The organism is Pseudomonas sp. BLCC-B112 (genome assembly GCF_028550695.1).
GTDB classification, from domain to species: Bacteria; Pseudomonadota; Gammaproteobacteria; order Pseudomonadales; family Pseudomonadaceae; genus Aquipseudomonas; species Aquipseudomonas danubii.
Genome location: NZ_JAQQGK010000002.1, coordinates 253707 through 272029, shown reverse-complemented (window position 1 = coordinate 272029; position 18323 = coordinate 253707). Strand labels below are relative to the sequence as shown.

16 protein-coding genes and 4 tRNA genes are annotated in these 18323 nt (G+C 59.4%); 12 read left to right on the top strand and 8 right to left on the bottom strand.

Going from position 1 to position 18323, the window contains the following annotated elements; translation table 11 throughout:
- Positions 1–125 precede the first annotated feature (125 nt).
- The gene (locus tag PQT43_RS06765; RefSeq protein WP_253084712.1) at positions 126–1277 is read left to right on the top strand and encodes a TDT family transporter; all 1152 of its coding nucleotides are present in this window, start codon (positions 126–128) and stop codon (positions 1275–1277) included.
- A gap of 83 nt (positions 1278–1360) precedes the next feature.
- A complete protein-coding gene (locus PQT43_RS06760) occupies positions 1361–3235 on the top strand; it encodes an MFS transporter (RefSeq protein ID WP_253084713.1) in 1875 nt (624 codons plus the stop codon).
- A 63-nt stretch (positions 3236–3298) separates the two neighbouring features.
- Here PQT43_RS06760 and sugE read toward each other — a convergent pair whose 3' ends face one another.
- From sugE to rdgC, 3 genes are all read right to left on the bottom strand, one after another.
- The gene (sugE, locus tag PQT43_RS06755) at positions 3299–3616 is read right to left on the bottom strand and encodes a quaternary ammonium compound efflux SMR transporter SugE (protein ID WP_016967450.1); all 318 of its coding nucleotides are present in this window, start codon (positions 3614–3616) and stop codon (positions 3299–3301) included.
- 106 nt (positions 3617–3722) lie between these two features.
- Positions 3723–4700: a bile acid:sodium symporter family protein gene (locus tag PQT43_RS06750; RefSeq protein WP_110651486.1), complete on the bottom strand. Its 978-nt coding sequence runs from the start codon at positions 4698–4700 to the stop codon at positions 3723–3725.
- A 75-nt stretch (positions 4701–4775) separates the two neighbouring features.
- The gene (rdgC, locus tag PQT43_RS06745; RefSeq protein WP_016967448.1) at positions 4776–5696 is read right to left on the bottom strand and encodes a recombination-associated protein RdgC; all 921 of its coding nucleotides are present in this window, start codon (positions 5694–5696) and stop codon (positions 4776–4778) included.
- A gap of 160 nt (positions 5697–5856) precedes the next feature.
- Between rdgC and PQT43_RS06740 the strand changes: the two genes are divergently transcribed.
- The 4 genes from PQT43_RS06740 to PQT43_RS06725 all read left to right on the top strand — a co-directional run bounded on the left by PQT43_RS06740 (position 5857) and on the right by PQT43_RS06725 (position 6387).
- Positions 5857–5932 (top strand) — tRNA-Val (locus PQT43_RS06740).
- A 19-nt stretch (positions 5933–5951) separates the two neighbouring features.
- Positions 5952–6028: transfer RNA gene (locus tag PQT43_RS06735), tRNA-Asp, on the top strand.
- Between the two features lie 187 nt (positions 6029–6215).
- Positions 6216–6291: transfer RNA gene (locus PQT43_RS06730), tRNA-Val, on the top strand.
- Between the two features lie 19 nt (positions 6292–6310).
- Positions 6311–6387 (top strand) — tRNA-Asp (locus PQT43_RS06725).
- Positions 6388–6527: 140 nt separating this feature from the next.
- Here the strand turns inward: PQT43_RS06725 and PQT43_RS06720 are convergent.
- Both PQT43_RS06720 and PQT43_RS06715 read right to left on the bottom strand, forming a co-directional pair.
- Positions 6528–7697 (bottom strand): catalase family protein, encoded by a 1170-nt coding sequence (locus PQT43_RS06720; protein WP_253084714.1) that lies wholly within the window; start codon positions 7695–7697, stop codon positions 6528–6530.
- Entirely contained in the window at positions 7694–9502 is a 1809-nt protein-coding gene (locus PQT43_RS06715; protein ID WP_272753623.1) for a di-heme-cytochrome C peroxidase, read from the bottom strand. Before PQT43_RS06715 ends, PQT43_RS06720 begins: the two co-directional genes overlap by 4 nt.
- 267 nt (positions 9503–9769) lie before the next feature.
- Here PQT43_RS06715 and PQT43_RS06710 point away from each other — a divergent pair, with 267 nt between their 5' ends.
- The 5 genes from PQT43_RS06710 (at position 9770) to PQT43_RS06690 (ending at position 12477) form a co-directional block, all read left to right on the top strand.
- Positions 9770–10483 (top strand): FKBP-type peptidyl-prolyl cis-trans isomerase, encoded by a 714-nt coding sequence (locus PQT43_RS06710; protein WP_102860775.1) that lies wholly within the window; start codon positions 9770–9772, stop codon positions 10481–10483.
- Between the two features lie 291 nt (positions 10484–10774).
- A complete protein-coding gene (locus PQT43_RS06705) occupies positions 10775–11230 on the top strand; it encodes a YkvA family protein (protein ID WP_102880528.1) in 456 nt (151 codons plus the stop codon).
- Positions 11231–11344: 114 nt separating this feature from the next.
- Positions 11345–11686 carry a helix-turn-helix domain-containing protein gene (locus tag PQT43_RS06700; RefSeq protein ID WP_102860777.1) on the top strand — a complete coding sequence of 114 codons (342 nt, stop codon included), beginning with the start codon at positions 11345–11347 and terminating at the stop codon, positions 11684–11686.
- Positions 11683–12054: a hypothetical protein gene (locus PQT43_RS06695; protein WP_003179080.1), complete on the top strand. Its 372-nt coding sequence runs from the start codon at positions 11683–11685 to the stop codon at positions 12052–12054. The genes PQT43_RS06700 and PQT43_RS06695 overlap by 4 nt, the downstream gene beginning before the upstream one ends.
- Positions 12055–12477, top strand: a complete 423-nt coding sequence (locus PQT43_RS06690) for a sel1 repeat family protein (RefSeq protein WP_213665803.1) — start codon at positions 12055–12057, stop codon at positions 12475–12477.
- On the opposite strand, the gene PQT43_RS06685 is transcribed toward PQT43_RS06690, so the two are convergent.
- Together PQT43_RS06685 and PQT43_RS06680 are read right to left on the bottom strand one after the other, a co-directional pair.
- Entirely contained in the window at positions 12422–14254 is a 1833-nt protein-coding gene (locus tag PQT43_RS06685) for a bifunctional diguanylate cyclase/phosphodiesterase (protein WP_267268719.1), read from the bottom strand. The genes PQT43_RS06690 and PQT43_RS06685 overlap by 56 nt on opposite strands.
- A 135-nt stretch (positions 14255–14389) precedes the next feature.
- On the bottom strand, positions 14390–16474 hold the full coding sequence (locus PQT43_RS06680; protein ID WP_267268718.1) for a carboxy terminal-processing peptidase: 2085 nt from the start codon (positions 16472–16474) through the stop codon (positions 14390–14392).
- A 138-nt stretch (positions 16475–16612) separates the two neighbouring features.
- Between PQT43_RS06680 and PQT43_RS06675 the strand changes: the two genes are divergently transcribed.
- Positions 16613–17575 carry a zinc-binding dehydrogenase gene (locus PQT43_RS06675; RefSeq protein ID WP_267268717.1) on the top strand — a complete coding sequence of 321 codons (963 nt, stop codon included), beginning with the start codon at positions 16613–16615 and terminating at the stop codon, positions 17573–17575.
- Between the two features lie 65 nt (positions 17576–17640).
- Here the strand turns inward: PQT43_RS06675 and PQT43_RS06670 are convergent, their stop codons facing one another.
- Complete coding sequence (locus PQT43_RS06670) at positions 17641–18294, bottom strand: HAD family hydrolase (protein WP_253084718.1); 654 nt, start codon at positions 18292–18294, stop codon at positions 17641–17643.
- Between the last annotated feature and the right edge of the window lie 29 nt (positions 18295–18323).

Sequence of the window (18323 nt, the reverse complement as noted above, 5' to 3'; positions counted from 1 at the left end):
TTGAAGGCAGCGCCTCGGACTTAATATCTATCCAGTAGATAACAGATAGAGAAATTACCCGTTATATAGATATTCGATTAGGTTCTACCATGGGCTCCACCTCATCAGAGGACAGGAGACACGTCATGCCATGCACCCACAGCGTCAAAGCCGGCCGCCGGCCCTTGAGTCATCTGCAACACCCCCGTGAAGCCATTCGCCAATTCACCCCCAACTGGTTTGCCGCCACCATGGGCACTGGGGTTCTGGCCCTGGCGCTGGCCCAGTGGCCGACCCAGGTTCCAGGCCTGCATCAGGTAGCCGAAGGATTCTGGTGGCTGACCATTGCCCTGTTCGTGCTCTTCACGGTGATGTATGCCGCCCGTTGGGTGCTGTTCTTCGATGAGGCGCGGCGAATCTTCGGTCATTCAACTGTCTCGATGTTTTTCGGCACCATTCCCATGGGGCTGGCGACCATCATCAACGGCTTACTGCTGTTCGGCATTCCGCGCTGGGGCGAGGCGGTGGTGCATCTGGCACAAGTGTTGTGGTGGCTGGACGTGGCCATGTCCCTGGCTTGCGGGGTGTTGATCCCCTACATGATGTTCACCCGGCAGGAGCACAGCATCGATCAGATGACCGCCGTCTGGTTGCTGCCGGTGGTGGCGGCTGAAGTGGCGGCGGCCAGCGGCGGCTTGCTGGCGCCGCATCTGGCGGATGCTCACGCCCAACTGGTGATGCTCAGTACCAGCTATGTGTTGTGGGCTTTTTCGCTGCCGGTGGCTTTCAGCATCCTGACTATCCTGCTGCTGCGCATGGCCTTGCACAAATTGCCCCACGAAAGCATGGCGGCCTCGAGCTGGCTGGCCCTGGGCCCGATCGGTACCGGCGCCCTGGGCATGCTGGTGCTGGGGGGCGATGCACCGGCGATCTTTGCCGCCAATGGCCTGTCCGGCGTCGGCGAGATTGCCGCCGGCCTGGGGCTGGTAGCGGGCCTGACCCTATGGGGCTTCGGCCTGTGGTGGATGTTGATGGCGGTGCTGATCACCCGGCGTTACTTGCGCGAGGGCATTCCCTTCAACCTCGGCTGGTGGGGCTTTACCTTCCCGCTGGGTGTGTATTCGCTGGCCACCTTGAAGCTGGGTAGCACTTTGCACCTGGGATTCTTCAGCGTATTTGGTGCGGTGTTGGTAGCGGCCCTGGCGTTGATGTGGCTGATCGTGGCCAGGCGTACGGTCCAGGGGGCCTATAAAGGAGAGCTGTTTGTTTCGCCGTGCATTGCGGGCTTACGGAAATAATCGCCAAAGATAGGTAAGGTTGTGGCCTGGATCGATATTCGACATTCCAATAACAGTATCCACGCCACTCAGGGACATGGAAGATGAGTCACCCTTCGCAGTTCACTTTGCTCCGCAAGCGGCGGTTCCTGCCGTTCTTCATCACGCAATCCCTCGGCGCCTTCAACGACAACATCTTCAAGCAGTCGTTGATCCTGGCCATTCTCTACAAGCTGAGCATCGAGGGTGATCGCTCGATCTGGGTCAACCTCTGTGCCTTGCTGTTCATCCTGCCGTTCTTTCTGTTCTCGGCCCTGGCCGGGCAGTTCGGTGAGAAGTTCGCCAAGGATGCGCTGATTCGCCTGATCAAGCTGGGGGAGATCGCGATCATGGCCGTGGGAGCGGTGGGCTTCGTCTTCGACCATCTCTGGCTGATGCTGTTGGCGCTATTTGCCATGGGTACCCATTCGGCGCTGTTCGGCCCGGTGAAATATTCGATCCTGCCCCAGGCCCTGCGTGAAGAGGAACTGGTGGGCGGCAATGGCCTGGTGGAAATGGGGACTTTCCTGGCGATTCTGGCCGGGACCATCGGCGCGGGGATCATGATGTCCTCGGCTCATTACGCCTCTATTGTCTCGGTTGCCATCCTGGGCGTCGCGGTGTCGGGGTACCTGGCAAGTCGGGCCATTCCACGGGCGGCTGCTGCAACCCCGGACATGCGCCTGAACTGGAACATCTTCAGTCAGTCCTGGGCCACCTTGCGTCTGGGCTTGGGGCAGACACCGGCGGTGTCGCGGTCGATTGTCGGCAACTCCTGGTTCTGGTTTGTCGGGGCAATCTACCTGACTCAGATTCCCGCCTATGCCAAGGAGTGGATGCACGGCGACGAGACGGTGGTGACCCTGATCCTCACTGTGTTTTCGGTGGGTATCGCGGTGGGCTCGATGCTGTGCGAGAAGCTTTCGGGGCGCAAGGTAGAGATCGGCCTGGTACCGTTTGGCTCCTTTGGCCTGACGGTATTCGGCCTGCTGCTGTGGTGGCATTCCGGTGGTATCCCGGAGAGTGTCAATGGTCATGGCTGGCTTGAAGTGCTGGGCTTCGGGCATGCCTGGTGGGTGTTGTTCGACGTGCTGGGGCTGGGGGTATTCGGTGGCTTCTATATAGTGCCGCTGTATGCGCTGATCCAGTCGCGTACTCCGGAGAATGAACGGGCCCGGGTAATTGCTGCCAACAATATTCTCAATGCGCTGTTCATGGTGGTGTCGGCGATTGTTTCCATCGTCATGCTGAGCATGGTCAAGCTGACCATTCCCCACCTGTTCCTGGTGGTGTCGCTGCTCAACATCGCGGTCAACGTCTATATCTTCAAAGTGGTGCCCGAGTTCAGCATGCGGTTCATGATCTGGCTGCTCAGCCATTCCATGTACCGCGTCGAGCATCGCAATCTGGAGCAGATCCCCGATGAAGGGGCGGCGTTGCTGGTGTGCAACCACGTGTCGTTCGTCGATGCCTTGTTGATTGGCGGCGCGGTGCGCCGGCCGATTCGCTTCGTGATGTACTACAAGATCTACAATCTGCCAGTGCTGAACTTTATCTTCCGCACCGCCGGTACCATTCCTATCGCTGCACGGCATGAAGATCTGGAAATCTACGAAAAGGCCTTTAAACGTATTGCCCAGTATCTGCGTGACGGTGAGTTGGTGTGCATTTTTCCCGAGGGCAAGCTGACTGCCGATGGTGAGATTAACGAGTTCAAGGGCGGCCTGACACGGATTCTCGAAGAGACCCCGGTGCCGGTGATTCCCCTGGCACTGCAGGGCTTGTGGGGCAGCTTCTTCAGTCGCGACCCGAACAAAGGGTTCTTCCATCGCTTCTGGTCACGAGTGACTTTGGTGGCCGGGCCAGTCGTAAGCGTGGAGGCCACCGAACCCGCGCAGTTGCAGGCGCTGGTGGGGCAGTTGCGCGGCAGTCGTCGCTAGGATTGCAGTGAATACAAAAACGCCCGCAGCATTGCGGGCGTTTTCATTACTGTGCGGCGGCGCTCAGCTGGCGCTGACTTTCAAGCCCACCAGGCCGGCGATGATCAGCGCCACGCTGGCCAGGCGCACCAGGGCCATGGATTCGCCGAACAGGATGATCCCTGCGATCACCGTGCCAATGGCACCGACCCCGGTCCAGATGGCGTAGGCCGTGCCTAGGGGCAGCTCCTTCATGGCCAGACCGAGCAGGCCCAGGCTGATGGCCATGGCGAGGATGGTCAGGGCGGTGGGCAGCGGACGGCTGAAACCGTCGGTGTACTTCAGGCCGACAGCCCAGCCCACTTCAAACAAACCGGCAAACAACAAAATGATCCAGGACATGCTGACCTCATCGGTTGATGGGGTCGTCCCCACAAATAAGTCACTCGATTGAGTCGCGAGGTCGTCCTCGCGCTGCGCAGTATACTGCTCAATGCGGCTCGGTCGATCAGTTTTCAGCTCGGTTGCCGACTCGTTGTGTTTCCAGTTTTTGCTCGCTTTTGTCCCTCATGCCGCGGAAGTAGGTCGAGAGCAAGGCCCCGGAGATGTTATGCCAGACGCTGAACAGGGCGCTGGGTACTGCCGCCAGTGGAGAGAAGTGGGCGCTGGCCAGGGCGGCCCCCAGGCCGGAATTCTGCATGCCGACTTCCAGGGCCAGGGATTTGCGTTGTGCCAGTGGCAGCTTGAAGAGTCGGCCAGTGAAATAGCCCAACAGGTAGCCGAAGCTGTTGTGCAGCATCACCACCGCCATGATCAGCAGTCCGGACTCGGCGATTTTTGCCTGGCTGGCCGCCACCACGGCGGTGACGATGATGACGATGCTCACCACCGAAACCAGCGGCAGTACCTCCACTGCATGTTGTACTCGATGGCCCAGCACGCGCTGGGCCAGCACGCCCAGCACGATCGGCAGCAGCACTACTTGCAGGATCGACCAGAACAGTTCCATGAAGGACACCGGCAGCCAGGCCGAAGCCAGCAGCCAGATCAGCGCAGGGGTCAAGAGTGGCGCGAGCAGGGTGGTGACTGCAGCAATGGCCACCGACAGGGCGAGGTCGCCCCGGGCCAGCCAGGTCATGACGTTGGACGAGGTGCCGCTGGGGCAGCAACCCACGAGAATCACGCCGACGGCAATTTCCGGCGGCAGATGGAAGGCCTGGCAGAGTAGCCAGGCCACCCCGGGCATGATCACGAAGTGCGCGACCACTCCCAGTGCTACGCGCCAAGGATGACGGGCCACTTCGGCGAAGTCTTCGAGTTTCAGGGTCAGGCCCATGCCGAACATCACCAGGCCCAGCAGCGGCACGATGGCGCCCTTGAGGCCGATGAACCAACCGGGTTGGAAGAATGCCAGGACGGCGAAGATCAGTACCCAGTAGGCGAAGGTGTTGCCGACAAAGCGGCTCAGTGCAGCCAGTGCTCGCATGACCTGTTCCTTATTATGTGAAAACGCCACCGAAGGCGGTGGCGTCTATAGCGGGGCGGCTATTGGAGCAAGGCGTCAGATGCCTTGCGGAATCTCCTCGCCACCCAGGGCCTCGAACAGCGCCGGTAGGAAGTCGCCGAAAGTCAGCATCATCAGGGTGAAGCTGGCGTCCTGCTGGCCGAGGGCTTCATCGCCGCCGTCTTGTTCCGCCTGATCCTGCAGCAGGTCTTCGAACTTCAGGCGCTTGACCACCATCTTGTCGTCGAGCATGAAGGACAGTTTGTCCTGCCAGGCCAGGGACAGTTGGGTGACCACCTTGCCGGTGCTCAGGTGCAGCTGGATTTCCTCGCCGGTCAGGTCCTGGCGCTTGCAGCGCACGATGCCGCCGTCTTCATGGGTATCGCGCAGTTCGCACTCATCAAGGACGAAGAAATCGTCGGCGGCTTTCTGGGTCTTGACCCAGTCGGTCATGATCGCGCTCGGAGCAATCTTCACGGTCAGTGGACGTACTGGCAGGGTGCCGAGGACTTCACGCAGAGTGGAGAGCAGGTCTTCGGCGCGCTTGGGGCTGGCGGAGTTGACCAGAATCAGCCCTTGTTTTGGGGCGATGGCGGCGAAGGTCGAGGAGCGGCGGATAAAGGCCCGGGGCAGGAACGCCTGGATGATTTCATCCTTGATCTGGTCGCGCTCCTTCTTATAGACCTTGCGCATCTGCTCGGCTTCGATCTCTTCGACCTTTTCCTTCACCGCGTCGCGCACCACGCTGCCAGGCAGGATACGTTCTTCTTTGCGCGCTGCCACCAGCATGAAGTCCTGGCTGACGTGCACCAGCGGGGCGTCTTCACCTTTGCCGAAAGGGGCGACGAAACCGTAAGTGGTCAACTCCTGGCTTGCACAGGGGCGCGCCAGTTTGGTCGCCAGTGCAGTTTCCAGCGCCTCAGCATCAAAAGGCAGATCTTGGGTCAGGCGATAGATCAGCAGGTTTTTGAACCACATGGGGTGAATCTCTCCTTTATACAAAGGAGGGCATTATTCTCTTCGCTGCTGCTCAGGCCAACCCTTCGCTAAGCCTTTGGAAGGCCTGAAAAAATTATTATAAAAAGTGCTTGCCAGAGTGGGGGCTGCTCCGTAGAATGCGCGCCACACCGAACGTGAAGGGTGATTAGCTCAGCTGGGAGAGCGTCTGCCTTACAAGCAGAATGTCGGCGGTTCGATCCCGTCATCACCCACCATTCGCATTCAGTGTTACGCGCAGCGGTAGTTCAGTCGGTTAGAATACCGGCCTGTCACGCCGGGGGTCGCGGGTTCGAGTCCCGTCCGCTGCGCCATATTCGGTAATCTGGAACACTGAACGCCAGGTCACCACAGAAAGCCCGCTAGCGCGGGCTTTTTGCTGTAAAGAGTTTGTGGGTAGTGCGGCATTTCATGGGAATTCAGATTTTTTTGATAAAATTATCAACTAAATCAACACTTTAAGAATTTCTGTGGCATAATGCGCCCCGCAACGAAGGTAAAGGGTGATTAGCTCAGCTGGGAGAGCGTCTGCCTTACAAGCAGAATGTCGGCGGTTCGATCCCGTCATCACCCACCACTTACTTTCAACGCTACGCGCAGCGGTAGTTCAGTCGGTTAGAATACCGGCCTGTCACGCCGGGGGTCGCGGGTTCGAGTCCCGTCCGCTGCGCCATATTCGATAACCTGGAACACTGAACGCCAGGTCATCACGGAAAGCCCGCTAACGCGGGCTTTTTGCTATCTGGGGTTTGGCTTTAGGCAAATCCGGCACCCCAAAAAGCGGCCCGCAGGCCGCTTTTCTTGTTTCTAGGCTTACTGCTCGGCGTTACGGCTGTGCCGGTAGTCACTGACTGCTTCGTAGACCGCTTTGCGCAAGCGGTTGATACCACCGATAGGGCGATGGGCCTCAATGCCGAACCAGGGATTGAAGGATTGATTGTCGCAGGCGAGGTTTTGCGCAGGAGTGTCGAAGTCCTGGGCGGGGATCGTCAATCGGGCCACGGTTTCAAACAGTGCGTCGCTTTCTTTCCACTCGATGCTGGTGTCTTCGATCGGCATGAACCGGCTCGGATCCTGGCGTTGGATCTGCAGCACGAAGCAGGCTGGCATCCGATCGGTGGAGAGCTGCTGGGTCAGTGCGCTGCGCAAGAAGTTGGGCAGGTCCTGGTTCTGCGCTGGCAAGTTGTAGGCCGGGCAGCTGTCCGGGTCCGGCATGACCCGGAACTTGGCGTTGGCGTTACCGAACTTGTAGGGCGAGACCGAAAAGTAGGTCGTCTGGGTCGGGCTGGATGGTGCTGGTGACAACGTGGCCAAGGCGATGAACAGATGGCGGATCTGCCAGCTGCGAGGGTCCCAGCCAGGGAAGAAGGCGCCGACTTTCTTGCCATCCGCCTGGGCGGCAATGTTTTGTTGATACTCCGCCACATCGCTGACGAAGAAGTTCGGATGATTGAACATCACGAAGTCCTGCTCGCGTCGCGCCGATTCCGCGGGGATCAGCTGTTGCCCAGGAACATCCAGCAGTTTGATCGCCATGCCGCGGGCATCGCGAATGCTGTCGAACTGCGGATAGGCATTGCCGTTGGACAAACGCACGGTCGCTTGCCAGGTCTGGCCGGGGTTGGCGAATACACCCTGGCGCAGTTCCGAATTCAGGTCCTTGAGCACCTGGACCTCGGCTTTCACGCAGCCATGAGCCTTGGCGTGGGCATCGCGCAGGTAGCGCGTGCCTTCACGATGCTGGTCGACGATGCGTACGGCGGTCTGGATGATGTCCTGGGTGCGTGCGGCTTCATCGGCGGGAATCTGCTCCTGCACTGCCACCGGACCACGGTGCTGCCAGGCGAACCAGGCGCTGCCCAGGGCCCAACCCAGCAGGCCGATGCCGGCCAGCAACAACAGAGTCTTGCCCAGCAATGCACCGAGGCTTAGCCAGAGCCTGGCCAGCAGTGACGGTCGTTTTCTTGCGAGATCGAGTTTCATGGCAGTTGTGACTCCAGCGGTCCGCCTAGCACTTTCAAGTATTCCAGCAGCGCCCAGCGCTCTTCGGGTTGCAGCAGAGGGCCGATGACGCCGTTGCCACGCTGGCCGGCACGGAATTCGTGGCCGCTGTTGTGGTTGCCGCTGATGCGGGTATCGAATTCAAAGCCATTCTTGAAGGCTTCCGGGCGATAGCCCAGGTGCTTGGGATCGTATTCGAAGGTGCCTCGATAGAAGGTGGTGGAGCGTTCGGATTGCGGCGAAAGCAGTTGATACAGGTTGGGCACCGAGCCGTTGTGCAGGTAAGGCGGTGTCGCCCAGACCCCAGCCAGTGGCCGGGCCTTGTAGGCACGCAACTCCCGTACGCCGATCGGCAGGCCATAGCCATCCAGCCGTGGCCGTTCCTCGGGAGTGACCTTGGCATCGCGGTAGGCACGTTCCTCGACGAAGGCGGTGATATAGGCCAGGCCCTTCGCGGCCGAGAGTTGGCTCAGGTCAAGTGGTTCAGTGGGCGTCGGGTGCAGTTCGACGTTGGACTTGGCCAGTTCGGCGGTGTCCCATTGCAGGGCACTCAGGTCATAGCGCAAGTCGGCGATGTTGCTGGCGGAGTTCGGGTCGGTACCAATCACCGAAACCGGGAGCATCTTCAGTTGCTGCACTGGGCGGCCGTTGCTCTCGCTCACTGTCGGTAGGTGACAGCCGGCGCAGTGGCTGGCGAACAGGTCGCGGCCCTTGGCAGCCAGAGGTTTGTCGACAGTGCCCAGCAGTGCCTCAGGCCATGTGGGAGGCTTCAGGCGCTGCAAGGTTTCTTCTATATGGTTGAGGTCGCGAACCCGAACACTGGACGGGTAGCGGGCATCGCCGGTGAGGGGCTGGCCGTTGCTGTCGAACAGATTGAGGGTGGCACCGACCCCCAGGGCCTCGCCTATGTTGCGGGCCATGGGTTGCTGTGCGGAACCATTCCACTGCACCCAATCGAAGGTCCAGATGTCCCACAGTTGTGGGTAATCCACCGGGGCGTTGGCGATCCGATAGTTCTGCGCAGAAATGGCATCGCCGAAACTGGTGTTGGCGATGCGGCCGAAGGCATCGGTACGGCCCGGGCCTTCCTCGGTGGGATAGAGGCCACGATGGGTGTCGTTCCAGGCGACTCGGAGGAAGGTGTCCAGCGAGGCCTTGAAGTCCTTGCGCAGTTGTTCATGTTGCGCGTCATAGTCTGCGCCCAGCACTTTGCGGGCGAAACGCTCGAATTTCCATGGGTTGTAGTAGGTGGTGGCCAGACTGGCTACCAGCGCCTGGCCGAAGCTGCCGCCGCGCAGGGTTGGCACGCTGGAGGGCAACACGTGTTGCGCCGATCCGCCATCGATTCGCAATGCCTGATGGTTGAAGCGCAGTTCCCCGGTGTGGCAGGCGGCGCAGGTGATGTCCAGGTACTGTTCCGGGCTGCCTGGGTTCTGGTGTCGGGCGAACCCTACTGGCAGGTTGCCGGGATTCTGCGCGGTGGCTTTCTGTCCGGGCTGAACCAGGAATCCGAAGCGTGCCAGGTACTCCGGCGCTGCAAAGGACTGCTTGGAGAAGGGCAGCTCCAGGGCGGTGAACCATTCATAGCGCAGGCCTTTGACCTGAGTGCCTTGGGGGGTGAAATAGTACGTCTGGCGGTCGGCGGCGTCCCACTGGTCCAGATAGTGCACCTGCTCGACGGGCACATAGTCTGGAAGCTTGGGGTTGGCGATGTAGTACACAACCACGGCCAGGGCTATGCCGATCAACACGGCAATCAACAGCAATACACGGTAGATGAGGCGCAAGATGTACGTCCTTGTCGAATTTGCTTTCCTTATGCCTGAGCGTCTCTGACGCGGCAAGTAGCCATTACTTGCGCTATGGTTATTCGCGCTCGTTCCAGCGCCTCACCGAGCCGCCTGAGCGGGCGTTCCCCAAAGCATAAAACGTGTTTAAAGACGTGAACTTATCGGACATTTACTACTCTTACGCCGGTAGCCATTGGTCGTGGTCGCCTGATAAGCTCGCGGCTTTATTCGATTGCCCTTTAGGCGCATGAACAAGGAAATAGCATGAAACAGCATCGGTTGGCGGCGGCGGTGGCCCTGGTTAGCCTGGTACTTGCGGGGTGTGACTCGCAGACCAGCGTAGAGCTGAAAACCCCGGCGCAAAAAGCTTCCTACGGTATCGGCCTGAACATGGGCAAGAGCCTCGCCCAAGAAGGCATGGATGACCTGGATTCCAAAGCGGTAGCCCAGGGCATCGAAGATGCCGTTGGCAAGAAAGAACAGAAGCTGAAGGATGAGGAACTGGTTGAAGCCTTTGCCGCGCTGCAAAAGCGTGCCGAAGAGCGCATGGCCAAGATGAGTGAAGAGTCGGCTGCTGCCGGCAAGAAGTTCCTCGAGGAAAACGGTAAGAAAACCGGCGTGACTACCACTGCTTCCGGCCTGCAGTACGAAGTGCTGAAGAAGGCTGATGGTCCTCAGCCCAAGTCGACTGACGTGGTCACGGTTCACTACACCGGTACTTTGACCAACGGCACTGTATTCGACAGCTCGGTAGAGCGTGGCAGCCCGATCGATCTGCCTGTCAGCGGCGTCATCCCGGGTTGGGTTGAAGGTCTGCAACTGATGCACGTGGGTGAGAAGTACAAGTTGTACATCCCTAGCGATCTGGCCTACGGCGCACAAAGCCCAAGCCCGTCGATCCCGGCCAACTCGGTTCTGGTGTTCGAACTGGAGCTGCTGGGTATCAAGGATCCAGCCAAGCAGGACGCCGCCAAGTAACCTGTCTCTGCGCCTGAAGCAACGCCCCGTTTTTACGGGGCGTTGTCGTTTCTGCGGGCCACTGCTGGTAAATATTCCGAACCGGCGCCATCGTAGGTGGTCAGAACTGGGTATCGGCGGTGGGTAGTCTGTGAAGGCCGCCAAGTCAATGAAATTATGGGTTTTTTTATGTGAGTAAAAAACGCCCGATCTGAGCTAAGCCCTTATGAAACGGGGCTTTCAGCTGTGAAAAATAGCTCTGTTCACAAGGTTATCCACAATTTGTGTGGATAACATTTCAGTGGAGTGATGATGAAAGCACCTTGGAGTTTTGCTCGCTTCCTGCCCCTGGCTGGTCGGTTGCTGAGCCGCGGTCGTTTACCGACGCTGCTGTTTGCCGTGGCCAGCAAGGGGGCCAGCCAGGGTGGCCGTCTGGGCAAGGTCAAGGAGGATCTGCGCCTGCTCCAGGCACTGTGTCTGGCTTACTGGCGAGGTGAGTATCGCGCTGTCAGCCCCAAGGCTTTGCTATCGGTAGTGGCAGGATTGATGTACTTCCTCAGCCCGGTGGACGCGATCCCCGATTTTCTCCCGGTATTCGGCATGCTCGACGACATCGCCGTGCTGGCGTGGTTGATGAAGACCCTGGATGACGAACTTGGTGCCTTCCGCGCCTGGCGCAACCGCCAGATGCCGGAAAAACTGGCAGTGGTTGAACGCCTGCCGGATACACCGGAACAACTGCAGCTGGAGGGGCCGCGGAAAAACTGAAGCGATTGACTCGCTCTCTCAACAATCATGCTCCCCGCGACCGCCGCCGCTGTTAGGATTACACTTCAAGGGAAAAGTCCGACTCGGTAAGAGTCGTTGTCCTACGGGGTAGTAATGGATATTCAGATTATTGAACGCGATGGCGAGCCCGAATATGCGGTTCTGCCGTGGGCTCAGTATCAAGCTTTATTGACAGCCGCAGGCCTCACCAAACAACAACCACACGCCGCTGCAACCTCTCAGGCGGCACCACCAGCCCAGAGTCTTCCGGGCCTGGATCAACTACGCAATTTGCGCGAAGGGAAGGGCATCGCCATCGAGGCGCTGGCCCGCAAAGTAGGTATTAGTCCGTCTTACCTGGCCCTGATTGAAAGTGGCGAGCGTCAACCCGACGCTGCGATTCGCCGCAGCCTGGCCTGGGAGTTGACGGTGCCGGGGTGGAGGGAGCAATCGTGAGTGTAAGGATCAGTCGTCAGCACTGGGATGGGCTGTTGGGCGAATTGGATCAAGCCCGTCGCCAACGCCATCTTTTAACCTACCGGGCATTGCTGGAGCGATTGCAGCTGCCTAGCCCAGCCATGCAAACCCTGACGGCCGCGCTGGAGCATCTGGCGGCCCTGGATGCTCGGGCCGAACAGCCATTGCGCAGTTCATTGGTGATCAGCCAAGGCGCTAGTCGTTTGCCTCGTACCGGGTTCTTTGAGTGTGTGGAGCGCTTGGGGCGTTTTTCCGGGCCATCCGATGGCGTGGCCGCTGCTTCATGGCACGCATCGGAAGTGGTGCGCGTGTTCGAGTATGAATACCCCGAATCAGCGGAGGCTTGAATGTTCTGGCGACTCAAGGCACGACTCAGCTATTGGCTGGCGCGCCGGTTGTTTCATTGGCCGTGGTTTATCCGTGAACCTCGCAGTTGGCGGTGGATGGAGGGGCAATTCGCACGCATGGCCAATCTGGGGGATGTCGACGCGCAAAGTTTTTACGGACACATCCTGACTTTTCGTGGGCATGGGCTTGGGGCGCGGGAGGAGGGCATTCGCCTGCTGCGTCTGGCGGCTCTGGCCGGTGACGGTAAAGCCGCCTATCAATTGGGGGTGATCAGCCTCGCCGGCTCCGCCAGCAAGGCTCCTGATGCTGACGAGGCAAGCCGTTGGTGGACGCTCTCGGCCAAGGCCGGGCATCCCCTGGCGGAGCTCAAGCTGATGCAGCTGAATCAGGCGGCGGATTCCGATCCCGCATCGGTTCGTTGAGCGCCTGGCTTCCCATGCGGGCTGCAGCGTCCAAACTGTCGATTACGTGGATGCTGTAGCCCTGAACATTCTTGGCATGATGCTTGGCCTGGGATGCCAGCTCTGCCAATTGGCTGGAATCCAGTAGTCCACAAGCCTGTGGATACAAGTGCACGACGCCGATGGACAGTGACAGCAAGGGGAACTCCTGACGCACTCCTTGACGGTTGGGGGCGACAAAGCAACCGGCCTCCAGGTGTTCGCTGCGGTAGAAGCGTCGGCACTGACTGTGAAAGTCGTCCAGCAACTGGTTCAGGCGCCTTTGCCAGTCTTCAGGTCCGAGCACCAGCAAGAAATCATCCCCGCCAATATGCCCGACGAAGTCACGACTCGGGTCGACCCGATCATTCAGGCATTGGGCCAGGCACAGCAGCACTTCATCGCCACGGCCATAGCCGTAGATATCGTTGAAGGGCTTGAAGCTGTCGATGTCCACGTAACAGATCACTGACTCTCGCCCTTGTTGCAGCAGGCGGGTCAGGCATTGCTGGATGGGTACGTTGCCCGGTAACAGGGTCAGGGGATTGGCATAGCGCGCCTGCTGGATTTTCAGTTCGGTGATCAGCTTGAGCACATCTATTACCCGTCCCAGTCCCAGGTAGTGACCGTTGAGGGTGATGATGAAGTCTTCCTCGATGCGTTGCCGGGCGCGACTGGTGATCAGGCGGCTCACCTGTTGCAGGGACTGGCTGAGTTCGACGGCAAGGAAGTCGTCATTCATCAGGCGGCTGATGGGTTTGCGGGCAAAAAGATCGGTAGCAAAGGGCTTGAGCAGGGCATCTGAAAGCGAATGCCGGTGGACGATCCCGCAGGGGTGGCCCTGTTCGTCGAGGACCGCCAGAGAGTTGAGGTTGGCTTGCCGGCGAAAGGCTTCCAGCACGTTGGCTGTCGGGGTATTGCGGGCCACGGCGGGCTGTTCGTTGAGCAGCGCGCTGAGGTCACTGCCTTCATCGTTGAGTGCCACGCTGGTTTGGTCATGCTTGGGCATCATTGCCCGGGCATCCCGAGGCGGCTGTTCCTGCGGCCGGCACAGCAAGTAGCCCTGGACCAGATCCACCCCCATTTCGCTGAGCACCACCAGTTCCTCGAGCATCTCGATCCCTTCGGCTATCACCTGGGCGCGGGACGCCTTGGCGATCTGCAGAATTGAACCGACGAATTCGCGCTTTAGGGCGTCCTGATGGATGCCATCGATAAAGTGCCGGTCGATCTTTACATAGTCCGGCCGCAGCTCGGACCACAGGCGCAGGCTGGAGTAACCGGCGCCTAGGTCATCCAGGGCGATGGAAAATCCCATGTCCCGGTAGTGATGCAGGGCGTTGTGCAACAGCTGAAAGTCGTCGATGGGGGTCTGTTCGGTGAGTTCGATCACCACCTGGCTTGGAGGAATGCCGACGTCCTGTAGCAGTTGCAGGGTCCGGCCTGGTTGATGGGTCGCTTCCAGCAGGGATTCCGGCGATACGTTGAGGAACAGTTTGCCGGGTAATTGCTGCTCGCTGAAGCGTTTGCAGGCGCTGTGGCGGCAAGCGAACTCCAGTTCGCTCAGGCGCCCGGCCTGGCGGGCCACCGCGAACAGGGCGACCGGGGAGTGCAGGGGGCTGTTGGAAGGGCCGCGGCTCAAGGCTTCGTATCCGAGGATACGTCGCTGCGAGAGAGAAATGATCGGCTGGAACAGGCTGTGCAAACCGCTTTGAGCCAGGATTGAACTCAATGCACTCAGCTGTTCGGTCGTGGTCATGGCGATCTCTATCGATAAAAAAAGGACCGGGCGCCGCTCCTGATTCAAGAGCGGCGCCCGGTCCTTTATTTCACGACAGAATGATGACTGTTTAATGACGATCCGAGGAGCGATCGAATTAAATTGCCATCATGTTCAGTGCTTGGCTACCGAGGTGTTGAGCTTCAGATAGTCCAGCAGAATGCGCCCTGTTTCGCTCAGGTAGGCGTCGTCTTCCGGCTTGGTCTTGTCTGGCTCGGCAGCTGCCAGTGCATCTTCGTCTTCTTTCTTCAGCTCTTTGAGCGGCTCTTCACCCTTGGCCTTGCGACGAGCATTTTCCAGAGCCAATTGCTTGGCTTCGATGTCGGCATGCTGTGCCCGACGATCCGCTTCGTTGAGGCTGACGGTTTTTTCCGCCATCAGTTTCTGTGCCAGGGCCAACTTGTCGCGGATGAACACGAACTCCGCATCTTTCGCTGAACGGCTTTCATGTTCGGCCTTGAGCTGGGCCAGGAATGGCTTGAACGGATCCACCGCCGGTTTGATGGCCGGGCGAATGGTGTCCCATGGCATGGCTTCAGGCAGAGCGCTTTCACCGATTTCCTTGGTGTCGATGATCGACGGGTAACCGATGTCCGGAAGAACGCCCTGATGCTGGGTGCTCTGGCCGGAAACCCGATAGAACTTGGCCAGGGTCAGTTTCAGCTCGCCATGGTTCAGTGGCTGAATGGTTTGCACCGTACCTTTGCCGAAGGTCTGTCCACCGATGATCAGCGCTCGGTGGTAGTCCTGCATGGCACCAGCGAAAATCTCCGAGGCCGAGGCGGAGAGACGGTTTACCAGCAGTGCCATCGGGCCTTTATAGAAGGCGCCGGGGTTTTCATCCTCCAGCACATCCACACGACCGTCGGCGTTGCGTACCAGTACTGTCGGCCCTTTGTCGATGAACAGGCTGGTCAGTTCGGTGGCTTCCTGGAGGGAGCCACCGCCGTTGTTGCGCAGGTCGATGACCACGCCATCGACCTTGTCTTTCTGCAACTCGGTCAGCAGTTTTTTCACATCGCGGGTGGTGCTCTTGTAGTCCGGATCACCAGCGCGGAACGCCTTGAAGTCGAGGTAGAAGGCCGGGATCTCGATCACTCCGAGCTTGTAGTCCTTACCATCCTGCTTGAGGTTGAGGATCGACTTCTTCACTGCCTGGTCTTCGAGCTTCACCGCTTCGCGGGTGATAGGCACGATCTTGCTGGTCTGGTCGTTTGGCGCATTGCTGGCCGGGATCACTTCCAGGCGTACCAGGGTGCCTTTCGGACCACGGATCAGCTTGACCACTTCGTCCAGGCGCCAGCCCACTACGTCGACCATTTCCTTGTTGCCTTGGGCGACACCGATGATCTTGTCTGCGGGAGCTATCTGCTTGGTCTTGTCTGCCGGGCCTGCCGGCACCAGGCGCACGACCTTGACCTGGTCGTTGTCGCTCTGCAACACGGCGCCGATGCCTTCCAGCGACAGGCTCATGTTGATGTCGAAGTTTTCCGCGTTATCCGGCGACAGATAATTGGTGTGCGGGTCGTAAGACATGGCGAAGGTGTTGATGTAGGCCTGGAAGATGTCTTCGGCCCGGGTCTGGTCCAGGCGCGCCAGCTGATTCTTGTAGCGCTTGGTCAGCGTCTCCTGAATCTGCTTAGGCTCCTTGCCAGCGATCTTCATGCGCAGCACTTCGTCCTTGACGCGTTTGCGCCACAGGTCGTCAAGCTCTGCGGTGGTCTTGAGCCAAGGGGCGTCCTTGCGGTCGATCAGCAAGGTCTCCTTGGCGTTGAAGTCGATCTTGTCGACGCCTTTATTGAGCTCCGCCAAGGCGAAGTCCAGACGCGCTTTGACCCGGTCCAGATAACGCTTGTAGATGGTGAAGCCGGCATTCAGGTCGCCGCTCTTGAGGAAGTCGTCAAACTGGGTTTTCCATTTGTCGAATTCCGCGATGTCGCTGGCCATGAAGTAGCTGCGCGATGGGTCCAACAGCTTCAGGTAGCTGTCATAGATGATCACCGAGCGCGCATCATCCAGCGGCGGTTTGCTGTAGTGGTGGCGTTTGAGCAGTTCTACAACATTGAGGCTGGCAATTACCTCATCGCGATCGGGCTGAAGTTGATCCCAGCTATTGGCTGCGAACGTATTGGTCGACATCGGCAGAAAGCCGAAACCAATGAAAAGGGCGAGGGCGGTGCTGGGGAACAAATGCTTCATGCTGATTCGACGCGGGGGCAATTGATAACGCATATTAGGCCGTCTTTGAAGTCGCCGGTTCCATAAGGACCGGTCGCATAATGCAAAAAGCCCGGTGCTACCGCTCCGGGCTCAGTCCGGACTCACTATGGAGGCACTGTGAAAGCATTGCAAGGCGTTGAAGGTCATGTGGAGTGGGTTGAAGAGCCAAGTCCTGCCTGTGATGTAGGGCAGGTTCGCATTCGGGTGGCGGCTGCGGGTCTCAATCGGGCCGACCTGTTACAGCGTGCAGGGCTCTATCCGCCACCTCCGGGAGCCAGCCCGATCCTGGGCCTGGAGTGTTCCGGGATTATCAGCGAAGTGGGGCCGGGTTCTTCCTGGCAGATCGGTGACCGGGTGTGCGCGCTGCTGGCCGGTGGCGGCATGGCCGAGGAAGTGGTGGTTGATGCTCGTCATGTGCTGCCGGTGCCCGAGGGGTTGTCCCTGGCCGAAGCCGCGGCGTTGCCCGAGGTCTACAGCACGGCCTGGCTCAATCTGTTCCAACTGGCGGCGCTCAAGCCTGGCGAGAAGGTGCTGTTGCACGCGGGGGCCAGTGGTGTCGGTTCGGCCGCGATCCAGCTGTGCAAGGCGTTTGGCAATCCATGCTGGGTGAGTGTCGGCTCCGCCGATCGCCTGGCCTATTGCGAAAGTCTCGGCGCCCAAGGCGGTGTGGTGCGGACTGAGGGGCTGGAAGCGCTGCGGGACTTCGGTCCATTTGACGTGATCCTCGATCCTGTAGGGGCCAATTACGCGGTCAGCAACCTCAAGCTGCTGGCCGTTGATGGGCGCTGGGTGCTCATTGGTCTGATGGGCGGGCGTGAAGCGCAACTGGACCTGGCTCAGGTGCTGGCCAAGCGTATCCAGCTGTTGGGCTCGACCCTGCGTAGCCGCGACGAACAGTTCAAGGCTGACCTTTTCCGTGACCTCGGGCAGAACGTCTGGCCGCTGTTCGCTGAAGGACGCCTGAGCCCACAGTTGGCCAAAACCTTTGCGATCAGGGACGCCGAAGCGGCTTTTGCCGAGCTGGCGAGCAATCAGGTCTCGGGCAAGCTTGTGCTGGTGATCGATTCCAGCCTGACGTGATTGTCGGCTCCTACACCAGCCAGCTTCTATAGAAGCTGGCTGTCCGGGCATTTCAGGGCCAAGGGTTACTTCCAGTGGTGGATCGGCCAACCGGACTTCTCTGCATGTTCGCGCAGGACCGGGTCCGGGTTCACCACCTGGGGATGGTCTACCCGCAGTAGCAGCGGCAGGTCATTGCGCGAGTCGGAGTAGAACGTCGCGCCTTCCAGGTTTTCTTCCTCGGCGTCCAGCCATTCCAGCAGGCGGGTGATCTTGCCTTCGCGGTAGGTCAGAGTGCCAAGGGTATTGCCGCTATATACGCCGTGCAGTACTTCCAGCTCAATGCCCAGCACTTCGTCGATGCCCAGGCGGGCGGCAATCGGCTTCACCAGATGGGTGCCCGAGGCTGAAATCACCAGGATCCGGTCGCCGGCCTGGCGGTGAGCGGCGATAGTCTTGCAGGCGTCGCTGAAAATGATCGGCTCGATCACCTCTTCCACCCAAGGCTCCACCAGGTGCGTCACCTCCTCCGGAGTACGTCCCGCCATGGGTTCCAGGCTGAAGCTCATGAACTCTTCCATGGCCAGCTTGCCGTGACTGTAAGCGTCCATCAGTTCGTTGTTGCGACGCATGAACGACTCGCTGTCGACCCAGCCAAGGCGGCCCATCTGTGCGCTCCAGAGGGTAGCGCAGTCGCCGTGGATCAGGGTTTCGTCCAGATCAAAAATTGCCAAGGCCATCAGTACAGCTCTCTCTTCAGGATCAATTG

Coding starts and splice junctions, on each gene's coding strand:
- PQT43_RS06765 (WP_253084712.1), top strand. CDS start 126: ATGCCATGCACCCACAGCGTCAAAGCCGGCCGCCGGCCCTTGAGTCAT.
- sugE (WP_016967450.1), bottom strand. CDS start 3,616: ATGTCCTGGATCATTTTGTTGTTTGCCGGTTTGTTTGAAGTGGGCTGG.
- PQT43_RS06720 (WP_253084714.1), bottom strand. CDS start 7,697: ATGAAACTCGATCTCGCAAGAAAACGACCGTCACTGCTGGCCAGGCTC.
- PQT43_RS06670 (WP_253084718.1), bottom strand. CDS start 18,294: ATGGCCTTGGCAATTTTTGATCTGGACGAAACCCTGATCCACGGCGAC.
- PQT43_RS06760 (WP_253084713.1), top strand. CDS start 1,361: ATGAGTCACCCTTCGCAGTTCACTTTGCTCCGCAAGCGGCGGTTCCTG.
- PQT43_RS06685 (WP_267268719.1), bottom strand. CDS start 14,254: ATGACCACGACCGAACAGCTGAGTGCATTGAGTTCAATCCTGGCTCAA.
- PQT43_RS06710 (WP_102860775.1), top strand. CDS start 9,770: ATGAAACAGCATCGGTTGGCGGCGGCGGTGGCCCTGGTTAGCCTGGTA.
- PQT43_RS06705 (WP_102880528.1), top strand. CDS start 10,775: ATGAAAGCACCTTGGAGTTTTGCTCGCTTCCTGCCCCTGGCTGGTCGG.
- PQT43_RS06690 (WP_213665803.1), top strand. CDS start 12,055: ATGTTCTGGCGACTCAAGGCACGACTCAGCTATTGGCTGGCGCGCCGG.
- rdgC (WP_016967448.1), bottom strand. CDS start 5,696: ATGTGGTTCAAAAACCTGCTGATCTATCGCCTGACCCAAGATCTGCCT.
- PQT43_RS06680 (WP_267268718.1), bottom strand. CDS start 16,474: ATGAAGCATTTGTTCCCCAGCACCGCCCTCGCCCTTTTCATTGGTTTC.
- PQT43_RS06700 (WP_102860777.1), top strand. CDS start 11,345: ATGGATATTCAGATTATTGAACGCGATGGCGAGCCCGAATATGCGGTT.
- PQT43_RS06750 (WP_110651486.1), bottom strand. CDS start 4,700: ATGCGAGCACTGGCTGCACTGAGCCGCTTTGTCGGCAACACCTTCGCC.